The 15,926-nt window shown below is 71.7% G+C and carries 16 protein-coding genes and 1 pseudogene; 9 read left to right on the forward strand and 8 right to left on the reverse strand.

Annotated features, from left to right (window positions below):
• Positions 1-40: 40 nt before the first annotated feature.
• The 4 genes from ABZ893_RS28000 to ABZ893_RS28015 all read left to right on the forward strand — a co-directional run bounded on the left by ABZ893_RS28000 (position 41) and on the right by ABZ893_RS28015 (position 3,620).
• Positions 41-721 carry an HAD family phosphatase gene (locus tag ABZ893_RS28000; RefSeq protein WP_361408753.1) on the forward strand — a complete coding sequence of 227 codons (681 nt, stop codon included), beginning with the start codon at positions 41-43 and terminating at the stop codon, positions 719-721.
• A gap of 140 nt (positions 722-861) precedes the next feature.
• Entirely contained in the window at positions 862-1,734 is an 873-nt protein-coding gene (locus ABZ893_RS28005; protein ID WP_361408756.1) for an IclR family transcriptional regulator, read from the forward strand.
• A 36-nt stretch (positions 1,735-1,770) separates the two neighbouring features.
• Positions 1,771-2,658 carry a TIGR03619 family F420-dependent LLM class oxidoreductase gene (locus tag ABZ893_RS28010; protein WP_361408759.1) on the forward strand — a complete coding sequence of 296 codons (888 nt, stop codon included), beginning with the start codon at positions 1,771-1,773 and terminating at the stop codon, positions 2,656-2,658.
• Positions 2,655-3,620, forward strand: coding sequence for a Dabb family protein (locus tag ABZ893_RS28015; protein WP_361408762.1), 966 nt, complete (start codon positions 2,655-2,657; stop codon positions 3,618-3,620). Before ABZ893_RS28010 ends, ABZ893_RS28015 begins: the two co-directional genes overlap by 4 nt.
• Positions 3,621-3,816: 196 nt before the next feature.
• Here the strand turns inward: ABZ893_RS28015 and ABZ893_RS28020 are convergent, their stop codons facing one another.
• From ABZ893_RS28020 to ABZ893_RS28055, 8 genes are all read right to left on the reverse strand, one after another.
• The gene (locus ABZ893_RS28020) at positions 3,817-4,806 is read right to left on the reverse strand and encodes a ferredoxin--NADP reductase (protein WP_361408765.1); all 990 of its coding nucleotides are present in this window, start codon (positions 4,804-4,806) and stop codon (positions 3,817-3,819) included.
• Positions 4,799-5,026, reverse strand: coding sequence for a hypothetical protein (locus ABZ893_RS28025; RefSeq protein WP_361408768.1), 228 nt, complete (start codon positions 5,024-5,026; stop codon positions 4,799-4,801). The genes ABZ893_RS28020 and ABZ893_RS28025 overlap by 8 nt, the downstream gene beginning before the upstream one ends.
• The gene (locus tag ABZ893_RS28030; protein ID WP_361408771.1) at positions 5,026-6,159 is read right to left on the reverse strand and encodes a Rieske 2Fe-2S domain-containing protein; all 1,134 of its coding nucleotides are present in this window, start codon (positions 6,157-6,159) and stop codon (positions 5,026-5,028) included. The genes ABZ893_RS28025 and ABZ893_RS28030 overlap by 1 nt, the downstream gene beginning before the upstream one ends.
• Before the next feature lie 17 nt (positions 6,160-6,176).
• Positions 6,177-7,208, reverse strand: a complete 1,032-nt coding sequence (gene dmpG, locus ABZ893_RS28035) for a 4-hydroxy-2-oxovalerate aldolase (protein WP_361408774.1) — start codon at positions 7,206-7,208, stop codon at positions 6,177-6,179.
• On the reverse strand, positions 7,205-8,104 hold the full coding sequence (locus tag ABZ893_RS28040; protein ID WP_361408777.1) for an acetaldehyde dehydrogenase (acetylating): 900 nt from the start codon (positions 8,102-8,104) through the stop codon (positions 7,205-7,207). Before ABZ893_RS28040 ends, dmpG begins: the two co-directional genes overlap by 4 nt.
• Positions 8,105-8,219: 115 nt before the next feature.
• On the reverse strand, positions 8,220-9,002 hold the full coding sequence (locus ABZ893_RS28045) for a 2-keto-4-pentenoate hydratase (RefSeq protein WP_361408780.1): 783 nt from the start codon (positions 9,000-9,002) through the stop codon (positions 8,220-8,222).
• Positions 9,003-9,366: 364 nt separating this feature from the next.
• Entirely contained in the window at positions 9,367-10,311 is a 945-nt protein-coding gene (locus ABZ893_RS28050; RefSeq protein WP_361408783.1) for an SDR family oxidoreductase, read from the reverse strand.
• Between the two features lies 1 nt (position 10,312).
• Complete coding sequence (locus ABZ893_RS28055; RefSeq protein WP_361408786.1) at positions 10,313-11,068, reverse strand: SDR family oxidoreductase; 756 nt, start codon at positions 11,066-11,068, stop codon at positions 10,313-10,315.
• A gap of 79 nt (positions 11,069-11,147) precedes the next feature.
• Here ABZ893_RS28055 and ABZ893_RS28060 point away from each other — a divergent pair, with 79 nt between their 5' ends.
• From ABZ893_RS28060 to ABZ893_RS28080, 5 genes and pseudogenes are all read left to right on the forward strand, one after another.
• Positions 11,148-11,924, forward strand: a complete 777-nt coding sequence (locus tag ABZ893_RS28060) for an enoyl-CoA hydratase family protein (RefSeq protein ID WP_361408789.1) — start codon at positions 11,148-11,150, stop codon at positions 11,922-11,924.
• Positions 11,921-12,760 (forward strand): annotated as a pseudogene (locus ABZ893_RS28065) (CoA-transferase); the annotation flags it as partial. The gene ABZ893_RS28060 and the pseudogene ABZ893_RS28065, both read left to right, overlap by 4 nt.
• Before the next feature lie 42 nt (positions 12,761-12,802).
• On the forward strand, positions 12,803-13,564 hold the full coding sequence (locus ABZ893_RS28070; protein WP_361409109.1) for a CoA-transferase: 762 nt from the start codon (positions 12,803-12,805) through the stop codon (positions 13,562-13,564).
• Entirely contained in the window at positions 13,561-14,625 is a 1,065-nt protein-coding gene (locus tag ABZ893_RS28075; RefSeq protein ID WP_361408792.1) for a nitronate monooxygenase, read from the forward strand. Before ABZ893_RS28070 ends, ABZ893_RS28075 begins: the two co-directional genes overlap by 4 nt.
• A 28-nt stretch (positions 14,626-14,653) precedes the next feature.
• On the forward strand, positions 14,654-15,577 hold the full coding sequence (locus tag ABZ893_RS28080; protein ID WP_361408795.1) for a tyrosine-protein phosphatase: 924 nt from the start codon (positions 14,654-14,656) through the stop codon (positions 15,575-15,577).
• The last annotated feature ends 349 nt before the right edge of the window (positions 15,578-15,926 follow it).

Consider the following 15,926-nt stretch of genomic DNA (forward strand, 5'->3'; position numbering starts at 1 on the left):
GGTTGTGGTGGCCATGTCCGTCCCGACCCTTTGGAGCGCTGTGAACCTCCCTCTCTCCGGCACCCTGCACGCCGTGCTTTTCGACATGGACGGCACGCTCGTCGACACCGAGGAGCTGTGGCTCGACGTCGTCGAGGAGGTGACGGCGCGGCACGGCGGGACGCTGGGCGCGCAGGGCCGCGAGGCGGTCCTCGGCCGCTCGGTGGAGGACACGGCGGAGCTGTTGTACGGGTCCCTGGGCGTCCCGCGCGCCCGGCTCGCGGACGAGCTGGGCCGGGGTTTCTCCGACAGCCTCGCGGGCGGGGCGGTGCCGCGGCCGGGGGCGCTGGCGCTGCTCGCGGCGCTGCGTGCGGAGTCGGTGCCGACGGCGCTGGTGTCGGCTTCGCCGCGGGCGGTGGTGCGGCAGATCGCGGGGTCGCTGGACGGGCACGGGTTCGACGCGGTGTTCGGCGCGGAGGACACGCCGCGTACGAAGCCGGCGCCCGATCCGTATCTGGCGGCGGCCGCGCGCCTTGGGGCTGACCCGGCGCGATGTGTGGCGGTGGAGGACACCCCGACCGGTGTGGCGTCGGCGGAGGCGGCCGGCTGCGTGGTGCTCGCGGTCCCGTCGGTGCAGCCGATAGCGCCCGGACCTGGCCGAACGGTGTTGACGGATCTCACACGGGCCGATGTGGGACTGCTGCGTTCGATGGTGCGGGAGGCAGCTTCCGAGGCGGGCTGACGCCCCGTCTAAGTATTCCGAACCGAAATACATGGCCCAGGGCTCTTCCCCTGGGTCCACCCCCCGTGGGAAGGTCGGCGCGAGGTCGTCCACGCGCCCGCAATGTCGCGGATGCGCCCTGTGTCCTGGGGGATCAAGCCATGCCCGAGCAGACTGGGACCGTCGGCACCGCCGCAGCACCCTCGCTCCTTGAGAAGGCCGCGAAGGTGCTCGGCGCTTTCGACGGCGCACAGCCGCGCCTCTCGCTGACCGAGGTCATCCGCCGATCCGGGATCCCCCGTTCGTCCGCCCACCGCATCCTCGATCAGCTGGTGCGGCTCGGGTGGCTCGACCGGGAGGGCCGCGACTACCGCATGGGCATCGGGATGCTCGAACTCGGTGCGCTCGCCTCCCACCACAACCGGCTGCGCCGCGCCGCGCTCCCGCGCCTGCACGCGCTGCACGAGTCGACCGGCCACCTGGTCCACCTCTACGTCCTGGACGGCGCCGAGGTGGTCTGCCTGGAGCGGATCGGCGGCCTGCACGACACGTCGGTGCCCTCGCGGGTCGGCGGCCGGATGCCCGCGTACTGCACGGCGGCCGGCAAGGCGATCCTCGCGTTCAGCGACCCGCAGGCCGTCGAGGAGGTCCTCGCGCAGGGCCTTCGCCCGCGTACCCAGCGCACCCTCACGCATCCGACGGCGCTGCGCTCCGCGCTCGCCGCGGCCCGGGACCGGGGCGTCGCCTTCGACCAGGAGGAGAGCCACCGGGACGTCGTCTGTGTCGCGGCCCCGCTGCGCGGCGCGGGCCGGGCCATCGCCGCGATCTCCCTGTCGGGCAAGGGCCTGGCGGCCCAGCGCGACCTCGAACGACTCACGCCCGCCCTTCTCGCCTGCGCACGCACCGTCTGGCGTGACCTGCACGGTCCGGGCCGCACCAGCCGCTCGGCCCCGCCGCCGAGCTGTGAGCCCGGTGTCTCCGAGCAGGCGATGGACAACATGATGGGCTGGCTTCGCTCCAGCGAATGGATGTGACACGTGACCGTGCCCGAACTCGGTTTGATGGCACCCATGTCCGACGGCCTGATCACTTCTGGCACCTTCCTGCGCGACCTCGCACGCACCCTGGAGGAGGAGTCGGTCGAGTCCTTCTGGACCGTTGAGCACGTCGTCGTCGCCGACTCCTACGAACCGCTCTACCCGTACTCCGACGGCGGCCGGATGCCGAGCGCGTCCGGCGCCGTGCCGATGCCCGACCCCTTGGAGACGATCGCGTTCATGGCGGGCGCCTCGACGTCGCTGCGCTTCGGTACGGCGATGATGGTCGCCCCGCTGCACAGCCCCGCCGTCCTCGCCAAGCGCGCCGCGACGATCGACCGGCACTCCGACGGACGCCTCCTGCTGGGCCTCGGCATCGGCTGGCAGAAGGAGGAGTACGCGGCCGTGAACGTGCCGTACGCGGCGCGCGGCAAGCGTCTTGAGGAGTGCGTGGGCGCGATGCGCGCCCTGTGGTCCGACTCCCCCGCCTCGTTCGCGGGTGAGTACGTCTCGTTCGAGAAGCTGCACAGCCTGCCGCGGCCCGTGTCCGGCCGCGTCCCTGTCGTCCTCGGCGGCAACAGCGAGCCGGCGGTCCGGCGCGCGGGGCGGATCGCGGACGGCTGGTTCCCCTACACGATCGGGCCCGACGAGTTCGCGGAGCGCGCCGAGCTGCTGCGCAAGAGCGCCGTGGAGGCGGGGCGGGCCGAGGACGCGGTGGAGATCACCGTGTGGCCCGGCTCGTGCGACCCCAAGAAACAGTGGGACCCCGACTGGGTGCGCCGTTACGTGGACGCGGGCGCGACGCGCATCGTCACCTACCCGCGCACCGACGGCCCCGCCGGTCTGCTCGGCCCGCGCGGACTCGACGCGCTGCGCGAGCAGCTGACCCAGTTCCGTACGGCCGTCCTGGAGGCACTGTGAGCACCGTCGGCAGCACCCCGCAGGAAGTGCACATCCTGGACCGGCTGGTCCTGCCCGTCGACGAGGCGGACCCCTGGCTCGCGCGCTGGCGCACCGACTACCTGCCCGCCGCGCGCGGCCGGGACATGAGCCCGGCCCGCGTCTGGCAGGGCCACTCGGGCCCCGACACCGTCGAGGTGCAGGTCCTGTGGACCGTGCCGGGCGTCATCCCGTTCTTCGCGATGCGTTCGGTGGCCAATGCGGACCCGCGCATCACGGAGTTCTGGGAGCGTACGGACGCGGTGGCGGTGGAGCGGGACCGGCGCGTGCTGCGCCCGGTCTCGGACACCGGCGAGCAGTCCGCCGGCCGCGTTCCGGTCCGGCGTACGCAGGACACGTCGACGGCGAAGGGCGTGCGGTGGGTCGTCCATGCCGCCGGCGCCCCCGACCCCGCGAAGCTCCCCTCCGCTGTCACGGACGTGAGCTGGGGTGTCGACGAGCAGGGCTCCATCGGCGGGCAGGGCGCGACCTGGGACCTGCTCACCGACGAGCCCGCGCCGGAGGTGGCCGCCACGGTGGAGGGCGCCGTCGCGCTCGCGCCGCTCGCCGCACACCACGTACCGCTGGAAGGGCGCCGCGTGAAACGCACCCTGTTCCTGGCCGTGCGGCCCGGCACCGACCCGGACCTCGTGACCCGCTTCGAGGAGGACCTGCTGGCCATGCCCCGGCACATCTCCACGATCAGGTCGTGGTCGCTGAGCCGCGTCGACCAGGAGCTGTCCCCGTCCCGCTGGACCCACGTGTGGGAGCAGGAGTACGAGGACGCGGCCGGGCTCAACGGCGAGTACCTCCAGCACCCCTTCCACTGGACGTATGTCGACCGGTGGTTCGACTCGGAGGTGCCGGGGTCGATCGTCGAGCCGCGGCTCGCGCATCTGTACCGGTGGGCCGACGGGCCGGTCCTCACCGAGAACCGGCCGTGAGGAAGTTGCCGTAAGGAAGTTGCCGTAAGGAAGTTGCCGTAAGGAGGTGGCCGGTCATTCCCCTCGGGGAGTGGCCGGCCTTCATGCACGTGGCCGTGGCCCCTCCGGGAGTGACCGGCCACCGGCCTTCACACAAGAAGTGGCCGGCAATTCCCCGAGGGGAGTTGCCGGCCACTCTTTTCCTCCCGAAGCGCCCTCAGGAGGCGTAGGTGATCTCCACCCGGTCGCTGAGCGGGACCGCCTGGCAGGCCAGGATGTACCCGTCGGCGACGTCCTCGTCGTCGAGGACCTCGTTACGGATCATCTTCACCTCGCCCGACACGACCCGGCAGCAGCAGGCGCTGCACGCACCCTCGCGGCACGAGAACGGTGCGTCGAGGCCCGCGGCCAGCATCGCGTCGAGCAGCGGGGTGTCCTCGGACCAGCCCAACTCGGTGGTCTCGCCGTCGAGTTCGACGGAGGCCTGGTGCGTGGGGGCACCGTCGCTCTGCTTCACAACCTGCGGCGCGAACACGTCGTCCGAGAGCGAGAAGTACTTCTCGCGGTGGATGTGCCGGCCGCCGACCGCGCGCAGGGCACTCTCCGCCGCGTCCATCAGCGGGGCCGGGCCGCACAGGTGGGCGGCACGGTCCGCGTAGGGCGCGAGGGCCGAGGCGAGCAGCTTCTCCGTGGGCAGACCCTGGAGCGCCTCCAGCCAGTGGACGACGTTGAAGCGGCCCGCGAACTCCTCGGCGAGGCCCCAGAGTTCGTCACGGAAGATGACGGACGACTCGTCGCGGTTGGCGTAGAGGAGCGTCACCTTGCCGGTGCCGGCGTTGAGCACGGACTTGGCGATCGAGATGACGGGCGTGATGCCGCTGCCGCCCGCGACGAGGATCAGGTCCGCGTCCAGGTCGGCGGGGGTGAAGGTGCCGCCCGGCGGGAGGATCTCCAGCTCGTCGCCGGCCTTGACCTGGTCGCAGATCCAGCCCGAACCGACGCCGCCGGCGACCTTCTTGACCGTGACCTTCATCGGCTCACCGGTGTGCGGGGAGCTGGCCAGGGAGTAGCAGCGGGCCCCGCCGCCCGGGAGGCGCACGGTCAGGAACTGGCCGGGCTTGTACGGGAGTTGGGCGTCCAGGACGAGGGACACCGCGTCGGCGGTCTCCCGCACGACGTCGGCGACCTTGACGAAGAGGCTAGACATCGGCCACCTCCAGCGTCCCGTTCTCGACGGCCGCGTCGATGGCCGCGCGCAGCTGGTCGCAGCCGCGGACACGGGCGCTCAGCTCGCCGGCGGCGACGCGCTCCGCGATGGTCGGGCAGACCTCGGCGGCCTCGTCGGTCCACTGGACCTGGGTGTGGGCGGGGCTGAACTTCTCGCACAGGACCTGGTTGCCGCAGGCCCCGCATTCGACCGGGCGCATCACTTGGCCGCCTGACGTGCGGCGAGGTTCGCCTCGACCTCGGCGCGCCATGCTGCGTTGGCGCGCTCGGTGTCGATCTCGAACTCGAAGCGGCGGACCATCTCGTCCTTGACGTCGGCGACGTCGACGTAGAACTGCTCGTACCAGCGGCGGAGCTGGTAGACCGGGCCGTCCTCCTCGGTGAGGAGCGGGTTGTCGATCCGGGTCTTGTTCTTCCAGATCTCGACGTCCTGCTCGAAGCCGACCGCGAGGCCCTCGGAGGTGAGACGGGCCGCGTCGGCGGCCTGCTCGTCGCTCATCCCGGGGAGCTTCTTGACGATCGCTCCGTACATGAGCATGAAGCTGTTCTCGTCGATCGGGTAGTGGCAGTTGATGAGGACGGACTCCATCTCCACGCCTCCCCCGACATCGCTCCACAGCTTGTCGATCATGTAGGAGGGCCCGAAGTACGAGGCGTCCGAGCGCAGTCCGCCCTCCGAGGAGAGGGTGCCGAGCTCGACGTCACCGCGCGGCGTCGACTCCATGTACTGGGTGGCGACGTGCCCGTCGAAGATGTTCTTGAAGTAGTTCGGGAACGCGTAGTGGACGTAGTAGAAGTGCGCCATGTCCACGACGTTGTCGACGATCTCGCGGCAGTTCGAGTTCTCGACGCGCAGGGCGCTCCAGGACCAGTCGGACCACTCTTCGCCGCCGAAGCCCTCGATCTCCGGAATGGTCACGTCGGCCGGCGGCTGGTTGCCCTCCGGGTCGTGCCACACGTAGAGCTGGCCGTTGCGCTCCAGGGTCGTCCAGGAGCGGGTCCTGGCGCGCGGCGGGACGCGGCGGGCGTACGGGATGCCCGCGCAGCGGCCGTCGCCGGACCAGCGCCAGTCGTGGAAGGGGCACGCGACGGCGTCGCCCTTGACGGTGCCGTGCGCGAGGTTGCCGCCCATGTGGGGGCAGAAGGCGTTGAGGACGTGCAGTTCGTTGTCCTCCTCACCGCGGAAGACGACGAGCTTCGTGCCGAACGCCTCGATCTCGTGCGGGCCGTCCTGGCGGAAGTCGGCGGCCAGGCCGATACAGTGCCAGCCGCGCGCGAAACGGGCGGGGGGCGCGCCCGAATCGATGACGCGGATCTCTTGCTGTGCGGTCATGTCGTTCGCCCCACCTTTCAGTCGCGTGCCGCGAGTTCGACGGCGATGTCGATGAGCTGGTCCTCCTGGCCGCCGACGAGGCGGCGCTTCCCGGCGGTGAGCAGGATCTCCGCGCCGGAGACGCCGTAGCGCTCGGCCTGCCGGTAGGCGTGCTTGAGGAAGCTGGAGTAGACGCCGGCGTGGCCCATGAGGAGGGACATCCGGTCGAGCAGGCACTCGTCGTCCATGACGGGCCGCACGACGTCCTCGGCGGCGTCGATGATCTTCAGGACGTCGATGCCGGTGCGGATGCCCATCTTCTGGCAGACGGCGGCGAACGCCTCGACGGGCGTGTTGCCGGCGCCCGCGCCGAGGCGGCGGGTCGAGCCGTCGATCTGGAGGGCGCCGGCCCGCACGGCGGCGACGGAGTTGCCGACGCCGAGGCCCAGGTTCTCGTGGCCGTGGAAGCCGACCTGCGCGTCGTTGCCGAGTTCGGCGACGAGGGCGGAGACCCGGTCGGTGACGTCGTCCATCACCAGGGCGCCGGCCGAGTCGACGACGTAGACGCACTGGCAGCCCGCGTCGGCCATGATGCGGGCCTGCTTGGCCAGGTTCTCCGGGGTCGTGGAGTGCGCCATCATCAGGAAGCCGACGGTCTCCAGGCCCATCTCGCGGGCCAGACCGAAGTGCTGGACGGAGATGTCGGCCTCGGTGCAGTGCGTCGCGATGCGGCAGACGGTCGCGCCGTTCCCGTGCGCGGTGCGGATGTCGTCCTTCACGCCGAGGCCCGGCAGCATCAGGAACGCGATCTTCGCGTTCTGCGCCGTGTCGACGGCGACCTTGATGAGCTCCTGCTCGGGCGTCTTGGAGAACCCGTAGTTGAAGGACGAGCCGCCCAGGCCGTCGCCGTGCGTGACCTCGATGACGGGGACACCGGCGCCGTCGAGCGCGCCGACGATGCTGCGCACGTCCTCGGCGGTGAACTGGTGGCGCTTCGCGTGCGAACCGTCGCGCAGCGAGGAGTCCGTGATGCGGATGTCGAGGGTGTCCGAGTACGGCTTGGTGCTCATGCGCGCATTCCCTTCGCGAGCTCCTCGCCGACCTTGGTGGCGGCGGCGGTCATGATGTCGAGGTTTCCGGCGTACGGCGGCAGGAAGTCGCCGGCGCCCTCGACCTCGAGGAAGATCGCGACGCGTGCCATTCCGCCGTTCAGCGGGGACGGGTCGTCGAACTGCGGTTCCGTGCGCAGCCGGTAGCCCGGCACGTACGTCGCCACGTACTCGGCGATCTCCTTGATGGAGAGGGTGATGGCGTCCCGGTCGGCGTCCTCGGGGATGGCGCAGAAGACCGTGTCACGCATGATGACGGGCGGCTCGGCCGGGTTGAGGATGATGATCGCCTTGCCGCGCTCGGCGCCGCCGATCTCCTCGATGCCGCGCGAGGTCGTGCGGGTGAACTCGTCGATGTTCGCGCGGGTGCCGGGTCCGGCGGACACCGAGGCGACGGACGCCACGATCTCCGCGTAGGCGACGGGGACGACGCGCGAGACGGCGTACACCATGGGGATGGTGGCCTGGCCGCCGCAGGTGATCATGTTGATGTTGGCCGCGTCGAGGTGCGCGGTGAGGTTCGCGGGCGGGACCACGGCGGGGCCGACGGCGGCCGGGGTCAGGTCGATGGCCCGGATGCCGAGTTCGGCGTAGCGGGGGGCGTTGGCCCGGTGCACGTACGCGCTCGTCGCCTCGAAGACGATGTCGGGCAGCTCGCTGCCGGCGAGCAGGGCGTCGACGCCCTCGTGGCTCGCCTCGACGCCCATCTCCCGGGCCCGCGCGAGACCCGCGCTGTCCGGGTCGACACCGATCATCCAGCGGGGCTCGATGAACGGGGAGCGCTGCAGCTTGTAGAGCAGGTCGGTACCGATGTTCCCGGAGCCGACGATGGCGGCTGTGGCCTTCTTCGCAGTCATACGTACCTCAGCAGAGTCAGCAAGATCGTCGGAGTCGACGGGGTGGTGTGCGGGGGCAGGTGCGGGGTCGCGTCCGCGGTCGTGTGCGGGGTCGTGTCCGCGGTCATGTGCCGGTTCATGTGAACGAGAGCGAGACCGCGCCGAGCCCCGTGAAGTCGGCGATGTACGTCCGGCCGGCCTCGACGTCGATGGCGCGGGTGACGGAGCCGGGCAGGATCACGTGCCCCTTGCGCAGCGGCACGCCGAACTTGGCGACGGTGCGGGCCAGCCAGGCGACGGAGATCGCGGGGTCGCCGAGGACGGCGTCGCCCCGGCCCTGCGCGATCTCCTCGCCGTCGCTGGTCAGCCGGGCCACCATGGCCTTCAGGTCGAGGTCGCGCGGCGCGCGGCCCTCGCCGATGACGTAGCCGGCGGACGACGCGTTGTCGGCGATCGTGTCGGCGATCGTGATCTTCCAGTCGGCGATCCGGCTGTCGATCAGCTCGATGGCCGGGACGACGCGCTCGGTGGCGGCGAGTACGTCGGCGGGGGTGCAGCCCTCGCCGGGCAGGTCCTCGCCGAGCACGAAGCCGATCTCGACCTCGACGCGCGGGGCGCAGTAGCGGGCGATCTCGACGGGCTTGTCCTCGTGCAGCTCCATGTCGTCGAGGAGGTGCCCGTAGTCGGGCTCGTCGACGCCCATCATCTGCTGCATCACCGGCGACGAGAGGCCCACCTTGTGCCCGTTGATCCGGGCTCCCTCGGCGACCCGCTGCCGGATGTTGATCAGCTGGATCTCGTACGCGTCCTCGGTGCCGATGCCTTCGAAGGCATCGATGAGGGGAGCGACGGGGCTGCGGCCGAGCTCGGCGCGACGCAGCAGCGCGGCGGCGTCCTGCCGGCTCCGTACGTCAAGCATCGGGACTCCTTGGGTGGTGTGGGGTGCGCTGGACCGCGGCGCACCGCGGTGGGCAGACCGTAGGCCGGGCCCGCGACGGTCAGGGAGCCCGGATTCCCGCTGAGCGGGAAGGTGCGTCGAACGCCGACGCGGGCGGCGGGTGAAGGCGGAGGGGGTGGCCGGCGGCCACCCCCTCACCCCTTGATGCGCGCGGCGTGCGGGGGGCTGCACCCCGCGTGGGCGCAAGTCCTACGGGCCTGAAAGGGGCGCGGGGCTGTGACATTTGCGGCTCCGCCGCGTGGGCGCGCCCAGCCCCCACCGGCCGCGCGTCGACACCCCTGCCTCCGCCTCCTCCCCCATCCCCCCCCCGCAACAGGCGAGAGCCTTACTGGCTCCCGTAAACCGCCCCCGGCGTCTCCGAGCGGCCGAGGAGTTCCCTGGCCGCTTCGCCGGCCTCGGTCGGGGTCCAGCGGGCTGCCTTGTCGGCGGTGGGGCCGGGGCGCCAGCCCTCCATGACCGTGATGCGGCCGGCCTCGGCCTCGAAGACGCGGCCGGTCACGCCGTCGCTCGCGGCGGAGCCGAGCCAGACGACGATGGGCGACACGTTCTCCGGGGCCATCGCGTCGAAGCCGTCCTCGGGAACGGCCATCGTGTCGGCGAAGGTCTGCTCGGTCATGCGGGTGCGGGCCGCGGGCGCGATCGCGTTGACCTGGACGCCGTAACGGCCCATCTCGGCCGCGGCGACCAGGGTCATGCCGACGATGCCGGCCTTCGCGGCGCTGTAGTTGCCCTGGCCGACGGAGCCGAGGAGGCCCGCGCCGGACGAGGTGTTCACCACGCGGGCGACCGGCGTGCGGCCGGCCTTGGCCTCCGCGCGCCAGTGCGCCGCCGCGTGCTTCAGGGGCAGGAAGTGGCCCTTGAGGTGCACGCGCATGACCGCGTCCCAGTCGTCCTCGTCGAGGTTGACCAGCATCCGGTCGCGCAGGAAGCCCGCGTTGTTGACCAGCGTGTCCAGGCGGCCGAAGGTGTCGACGGCCGTGGCGACGAGGGACGCGGCGCCCTCGGAGGTCGCGATGTCGCCGCCGTGGGCGACCGCCTCGCCGCCCAGCGCCCGTATCTCCTCGACGACCTGGGCCGCCGGGCTGTCCGCCGCCGGGACTCCGTCGAGGCCCACCCCGAGGTCGTTGACCACGACGCGCGCGCCCTCGGCGGCGAACGCCAGCGCGTGCGCCCGGCCGAGACCTCGCCCGGCCCCGGTCACGATCACGACCCGGCCCTCGCACAGCCCGCCGCCGGTCGCGCCCGCCGAATTGTCCGTACCCTGCGTCATCTCACGACTCCTTGTTGACAGTTGCGGCGTCCAGGAACGCCGGTCGTTCCCCGCCTCCGTGCACGAGCAGATTCGCCCCGGTGATGTACGAGGCCGCGTCCGAGGCGAGGAACACCGCCGCCTCCCCGATGTCCGAGGGCTCGGCGAGCCGGCCGAGCGGCACCGTGCGGGCCACGGCCGCCACGCCGTCCTCGTCGCCGTAGTGCAGGGCCGACAGCTCCGTGCGGACCATGCCCAGGACCAGCGTGTTCACCCGGATGTCCGGGGCCCATTCCACCGCCATCGAACGCGCGAGGTTCTCGAGCCCGGCCTTGGCCGCGCCGTACGCCGCCGTGCCCGGGGAGGGCCGCGTCCCGCTCACGCTGCCGATCATCACGATCGACCCGCGCGTGCGCCGAAGGTGCTCGCGGGCGGCCAGCGACGCGGTCATCGGCGCGGTGAGATTGAGCTCGACCACGCGCGCGTGCCGCTCGGCGTCGGACTCGCCGAGCAGGCGGTACGGCGTGCCGCCCGCATTGTTCACCAGTACGTCCAGCCGGTCGAGGCCCGCGAAGAAGCTCTGCACGGCCTGGCCGTCCCGCAGGTCGACCGGCACGAACTCGCAGCCGGGTATGGGCTCTTCCGGTGGCCTGCGCGCGCAGATCACGACTTCCGCGCCGGCCCGCACGAAGCTCGCCGCGATCCCGGCGCCCACTCCGCGGGTGCCCCCGGTGACGACCGCGACCTTGCCTTTCAGACTCTCACCGCTCAGATCCATCCCCGGTCCATTCCGCTCGTCCTCATCGCCTGCTACCTTCCTACCAAACAAACGTTAGGTGGAAAGGTAGCTGAACGCCATGGGTGTCTCCACCTCCTCACCCGAAAAGGGCATCGCCGTCGTCACGGTGGACTTCCCTCCGGTCAACGCACTTCCGGTGCAGGGCTGGTACGACCTGGCCGACGCGCTGCGCGCCGCCGGCCGCGACCCCGACGTGCGCTGCGTCGTCCTGGCCGCCGAGGGCCGAGGGTTCAACGCGGGCGTCGACATCAAGGAGATGCAGCGCGACACCGCGTCCGGCGGCCACGGCGCCCTGATCGGCGCGAACCGCGGCTGCTACGAGGCCTTCGCGGCCGTGTACGAGTGCGAGGTCCCCGTCGTCGCCGCGGTCAACGGCTTCTGCCTGGGCGGCGGCATCGGCCTCGTGGGGAACGCGGACGCGATCGTCGCCTCGGACGACGCGACGTTCGGTCTCCCCGAGCTGGACCGCGGTGCCCTCGGCGCCGCGACGCACCTCGCCCGGCTCGTGCCGCAGCACATGATGCGCGCGCTCTACTACACGTCGCGCACGGCGACGGCGCAGGAGCTGCACCAGCACGGCTCGGTCTGGAAGGTCGTGCCGCGCGCCGAGCTGGCCGACGCCGCGCTCGAGCTGGCCCGCGAGATCGCGCAGAAGGACGGGTATCTGATCCGGCTGGCCAAGGCCGCGATCAACGGCATCGACCCCGTCGACGTCCGCCGGAGCTACCGCTTCGAGCAGGGCTTCACGTTCGAGGCGAACCTCAGCGGTGTCGCCGACCGCGTCCGCGACACCTTCGGCGGGGACACCGCCGCTTCCCGGGAGGACTCCAAGTGACCGACAAGACCATGACTCCCGAGGAGGTCGTCGGCCGGCTCCGCAGCGGCATGACGATCGGCATCGGCGGCTGGGGCTCGCGCCGCAAGCCGATGGCCCTCGTCCGCGCGATCCTGCGCAGTGACATCACGGACCTGACCGTCGTCTCGTACGGCGGCCCCGACGTCGGCCTGCTCGCCGCCGCCGGGAAGATCCGCAAGCTGGTCACGCCGTTCGTGACGCTCGACTCCATCCCGCTCGAACCGCACTTCCGCGAAGCCCGCCAGAACGGCGCCTTCGAGCTGACGGAGGTCGACGAGGCGATGTTCATGTGGGGCCTGCACGCCGCGGCGAACCGGCTCCCCTTCGTCCCGGTCCGCGCCGGCATCGGCTCCGACGTCATGCGCGTCAACCCGGCTCTGAAGACGGTCAACTCGCCGTACGCGGACGGCGAGACGTTCGTCGCGATGCCCGCGCTGCGCCTGGACGTCGCGCTGGTCCACATGAACCGCGCGGACCGGCACGGCAACGGCCAGTACCTGGGCCCCGACCCGTACTTCGACGACCTGTTCTGCGAGGCGGCCGACGAGGCGTACATGTCGTGCGAGCAGCTCGTCGAGGGGTTCGGGGACGCCGTCCCGCAGACCCTCCTCGTCAAGCGGCACGCGGTCACCGGTGTCGTCGAGACGCCGAACGGCGCGCACTTCACGTCCTGCGTCCCCGACTACGACCGGGACGAGGCCTTCCAGAAGCTGTACGCGTCCACGCCGTTCGCCGAGTTCGCCGAGCGATTCCTGCCGGCGGACGGTGACGAGAAGGGTTACCAGGAAGCGGTCCGCGCCTGGCGCGACGAGCAGGCCACCGCGGCGGCCGACGCCCCCGCGAAGGCCGCCAAGGCCGTGGCGCCCGCCGCTCCCGCCGACTCTCCGAGCCGCGCCGAGTACTGCGTGGTCGCCTGCGCCGACGCATGGCGCGACAACGGCGAGGTCCTGGCCAGCCCGATGGGCATGATCCCGTCCGTCGGTGCCCGCCTCGCCAAGCGCACCTTCTCCCCCGACCTGCTCCTCACGGACGGCGAGGCGAGGACCGTACGTCTGGACGGCGAGACCGAGGGCTGGCTGCCCTACCGTCTGCACCTCGCGTTCGTCACCGGCGGCAAGCGCCACGTCATGATGGGCGCCAGCCAGATCGACCGGCACGGCAACCAGAACATCTCGTGCATCGGCGACTGGGAGCGCCCGGCCCGCCAGCTCCTCGGCGTGCGCGGCGCCCCGGTCAACACCCTGAACAACCCGGTGAGTTACTGGGTTCCCAAGCACTCCGCGCGCGTGTTCGTGGAGAAGGTCGACATGATCAGCGGTGTCGGGTACGACAGCGCCGCCGCGGCCGGCCCGTCGGCGACGCGCTACCACCGCATCCCGCGCGTGGTGTCGAACCTCGGCGTCTTCGACTTCGAGACCCCGGACCGCTCGATGCGTCTCGTGTCCGTGCACCCCGGTGTCACGGTCGACGAGGTCCTGGCGGCCACGGGCTTCGAGCTGACGCTGCCGGACGGGGGCGAGGTGCCGTTCACACGCGAGCCCACCGAGGAGGAGCTGCGCCTGATCCGGGAGGTCATCGACCCGAAGGGCCTGCGCGACCGCGAGGTCAAGCCCGTATGAGCGACGCACTTGTCGAGACACCGTTCACGAAGCTCGTAGGTGTCCGGCACCCGATCGTGCAGACCGGTATGGGCTGGGTCGCGGGACCCCGCCTCGTGTCGGCCTCCGCGAACGCCGGGGTGCTCGGCATCCTCGCCTCCGCCACGATGACCCTCGACCAGCTCAAGTCGGCTGTGCGCGAGGTCAAGTCCCGTACGGACCAGCCCTTCGGGGTCAATCTGCGCGCGGACGCGGGCGACGCGCGGGACCGGGTGCGCGTGATCATCGACGAGGGCGTGAAGGTCGCGTCGTTCGCGCTCGCGCCGTCCCGTGACCTGATCTCCGAGCTGAAGGACGCGGGCGTCGTCGTCATCCCGTCGATCGGCGCGCGGCGGCACGCGGAGAAGGTCGCCGCGTGGGGCGCGGACGCGGTCATCGTCCAGGGCGGCGAGGGCGGCGGGCACACGGGTGACGTCTCGACGACGGTCCTGCTGCCGCAGGTCGTCGACGCGGTGGACATCCCGGTGATCGGCGCGGGCGGCTTCCACGACGGGCGCGGCCTGGTCGCCGCGCTCGCCTACGGGGCGGCCGGCATCGCCATGGGCACGCGTTTCCTGCTCACTTCGGACTCGACTGTTCCGGATGCGGTGAAGGCGCGCTATCTTGCGGCGACGGTCAAGGACGTCACCGTGACGACAGCGGTCGACGGCCTGCCGCACCGGATGCTCCGTACGGATCTCGTCGACTCGCTGGAGAAAGCGGGCCGTACGCGCGCGCTCGCCCAGGCGGTGAAGCGCGCGGCGGGGTTCCGGAAGCTGTCGGGGCTGTCCTGGCCGCAGATGATCCGTGACGGTCTCGCCATGAAGCACGGCAAGGACCTGTCGTGGAGCCAGATCCTGCTGGCCGCGAACACCCCCATGCTCCTGAAGGCCTCCATGGTCGAGGGCCGTACCGACCTCGGCATCATGGCGTCGGGCCAGGTCGCGGGGGTGATCGAGGACCTGCCCAGCTGCGAGGAACTCGTCACCCGTGTGATGGAAGAGGCCCGGCACGTGCTCGGCACCCTGCCAACCCCAGGGTGATCCCGCTTTCCCGCAAGGGAGTTCAGCGATGCCACGCACACCAGGCGGCGTGTCCCGGCGAGCCTTCGTCGGCGCCACGCTCACCACCCTGACCGCGACCGCGGTCGCCCCCGGCGCCCTCGCGGCGTCCCGGGGGCGCCCCTTCGGGGACACCCCGATCCGCCAGATCCCCCTCCAGGGCGCGGTCAACGTCCGTGACGTGGGTGGCTACCGGGGCTACGGCGGCCGGCGCGTCCGGCACGGGCTCGTCTACCGCTCGGACGCGCTGAGCAAGATCACCGACGCGGACGTCACCACGCTCGCGGGGCTCGGCCTGGGCCAGGTGGTCGACTACCGCGTGCCGGTGGAGCTCCAGTACGACGGCCAGGACCGCCTCCCGGCCGGGCTGACCGCCACGGCCCGTCCGGTCGCCGACAACGGTCTGTACGCGCAGATGATGACGGCGATCGGCTCCAAGGACCCGGCGAAGCAGGAGGAGTTGCTGGGCGGTGGCCGGGGCGCCGCGTTCATGCGGACCGTGTATCAGCAGTTCGTGTCGAACGCGGACAACCGCACACGGTTCGCGGACACGCTGCGCGACGCCGCACAGGGTCCCGGCGCGGGGGGTGCGCTCCTGTACCACTGCACGTCCGGCAAGGACCGCACGGGCTGGACGACGTACCTGTTGCTGCGCCTGCTCGGGGTGGGTGAACGGGACGCCGTGGCCGACTACTTGGCGTCGAACACGTTCCGCGCCGCGTACGACGCCAAGGTACGGGCCGGGCTGAAGCAGTCCGGAATGATGGCGAACCCGGACCTGCTGATCCCGCTCCAGGAGGTCCGCACGGAGTATCTCCAGTCCGCGCTCGACCAGGTACGCACGGACTACGGAAGCCTCGGCCGCTACGTGTCTGAGGGCCTCGGCCTCGACCACCGCGCTGTCGGAGCGCTCCGGACCCGGCTGCTCGACTGACGAGTCCGAGCACCGAAAAGGGCGGGGCGGCGGGAAGAGTCTTCCCACCGCCCCGCCCTTTGACTTCAGACGGTGCGGGCCGTGCGTGCGGCGCCGACGTGCGGGCGGTGCTTACGCGCCCGGCGCCACGCGGACCTTGGCCCGCACGCCCTCCGAGCCCGCCGGCCACGACCGCTATGCCTTCAGCCCCGCGGTCCTTACGCAGCCGCGCCACGCTCAGCGTCGCGTGGCACCCGGCGAACACGTCCCCCGCGCCCGCCGACACTCTGCCCCGCGACGCCCTCCAGGCACCGCCACCCGGCGAGCGACCGCCCCGACGGCCTGGCCACGACCGCTTCGGCTTCAGCCG

The organism is Streptomyces sp. NPDC046821, from assembly GCF_040645335.1.
Classification (GTDB): Bacteria; Actinomycetota; Actinomycetes; order Streptomycetales; family Streptomycetaceae; genus Streptomyces.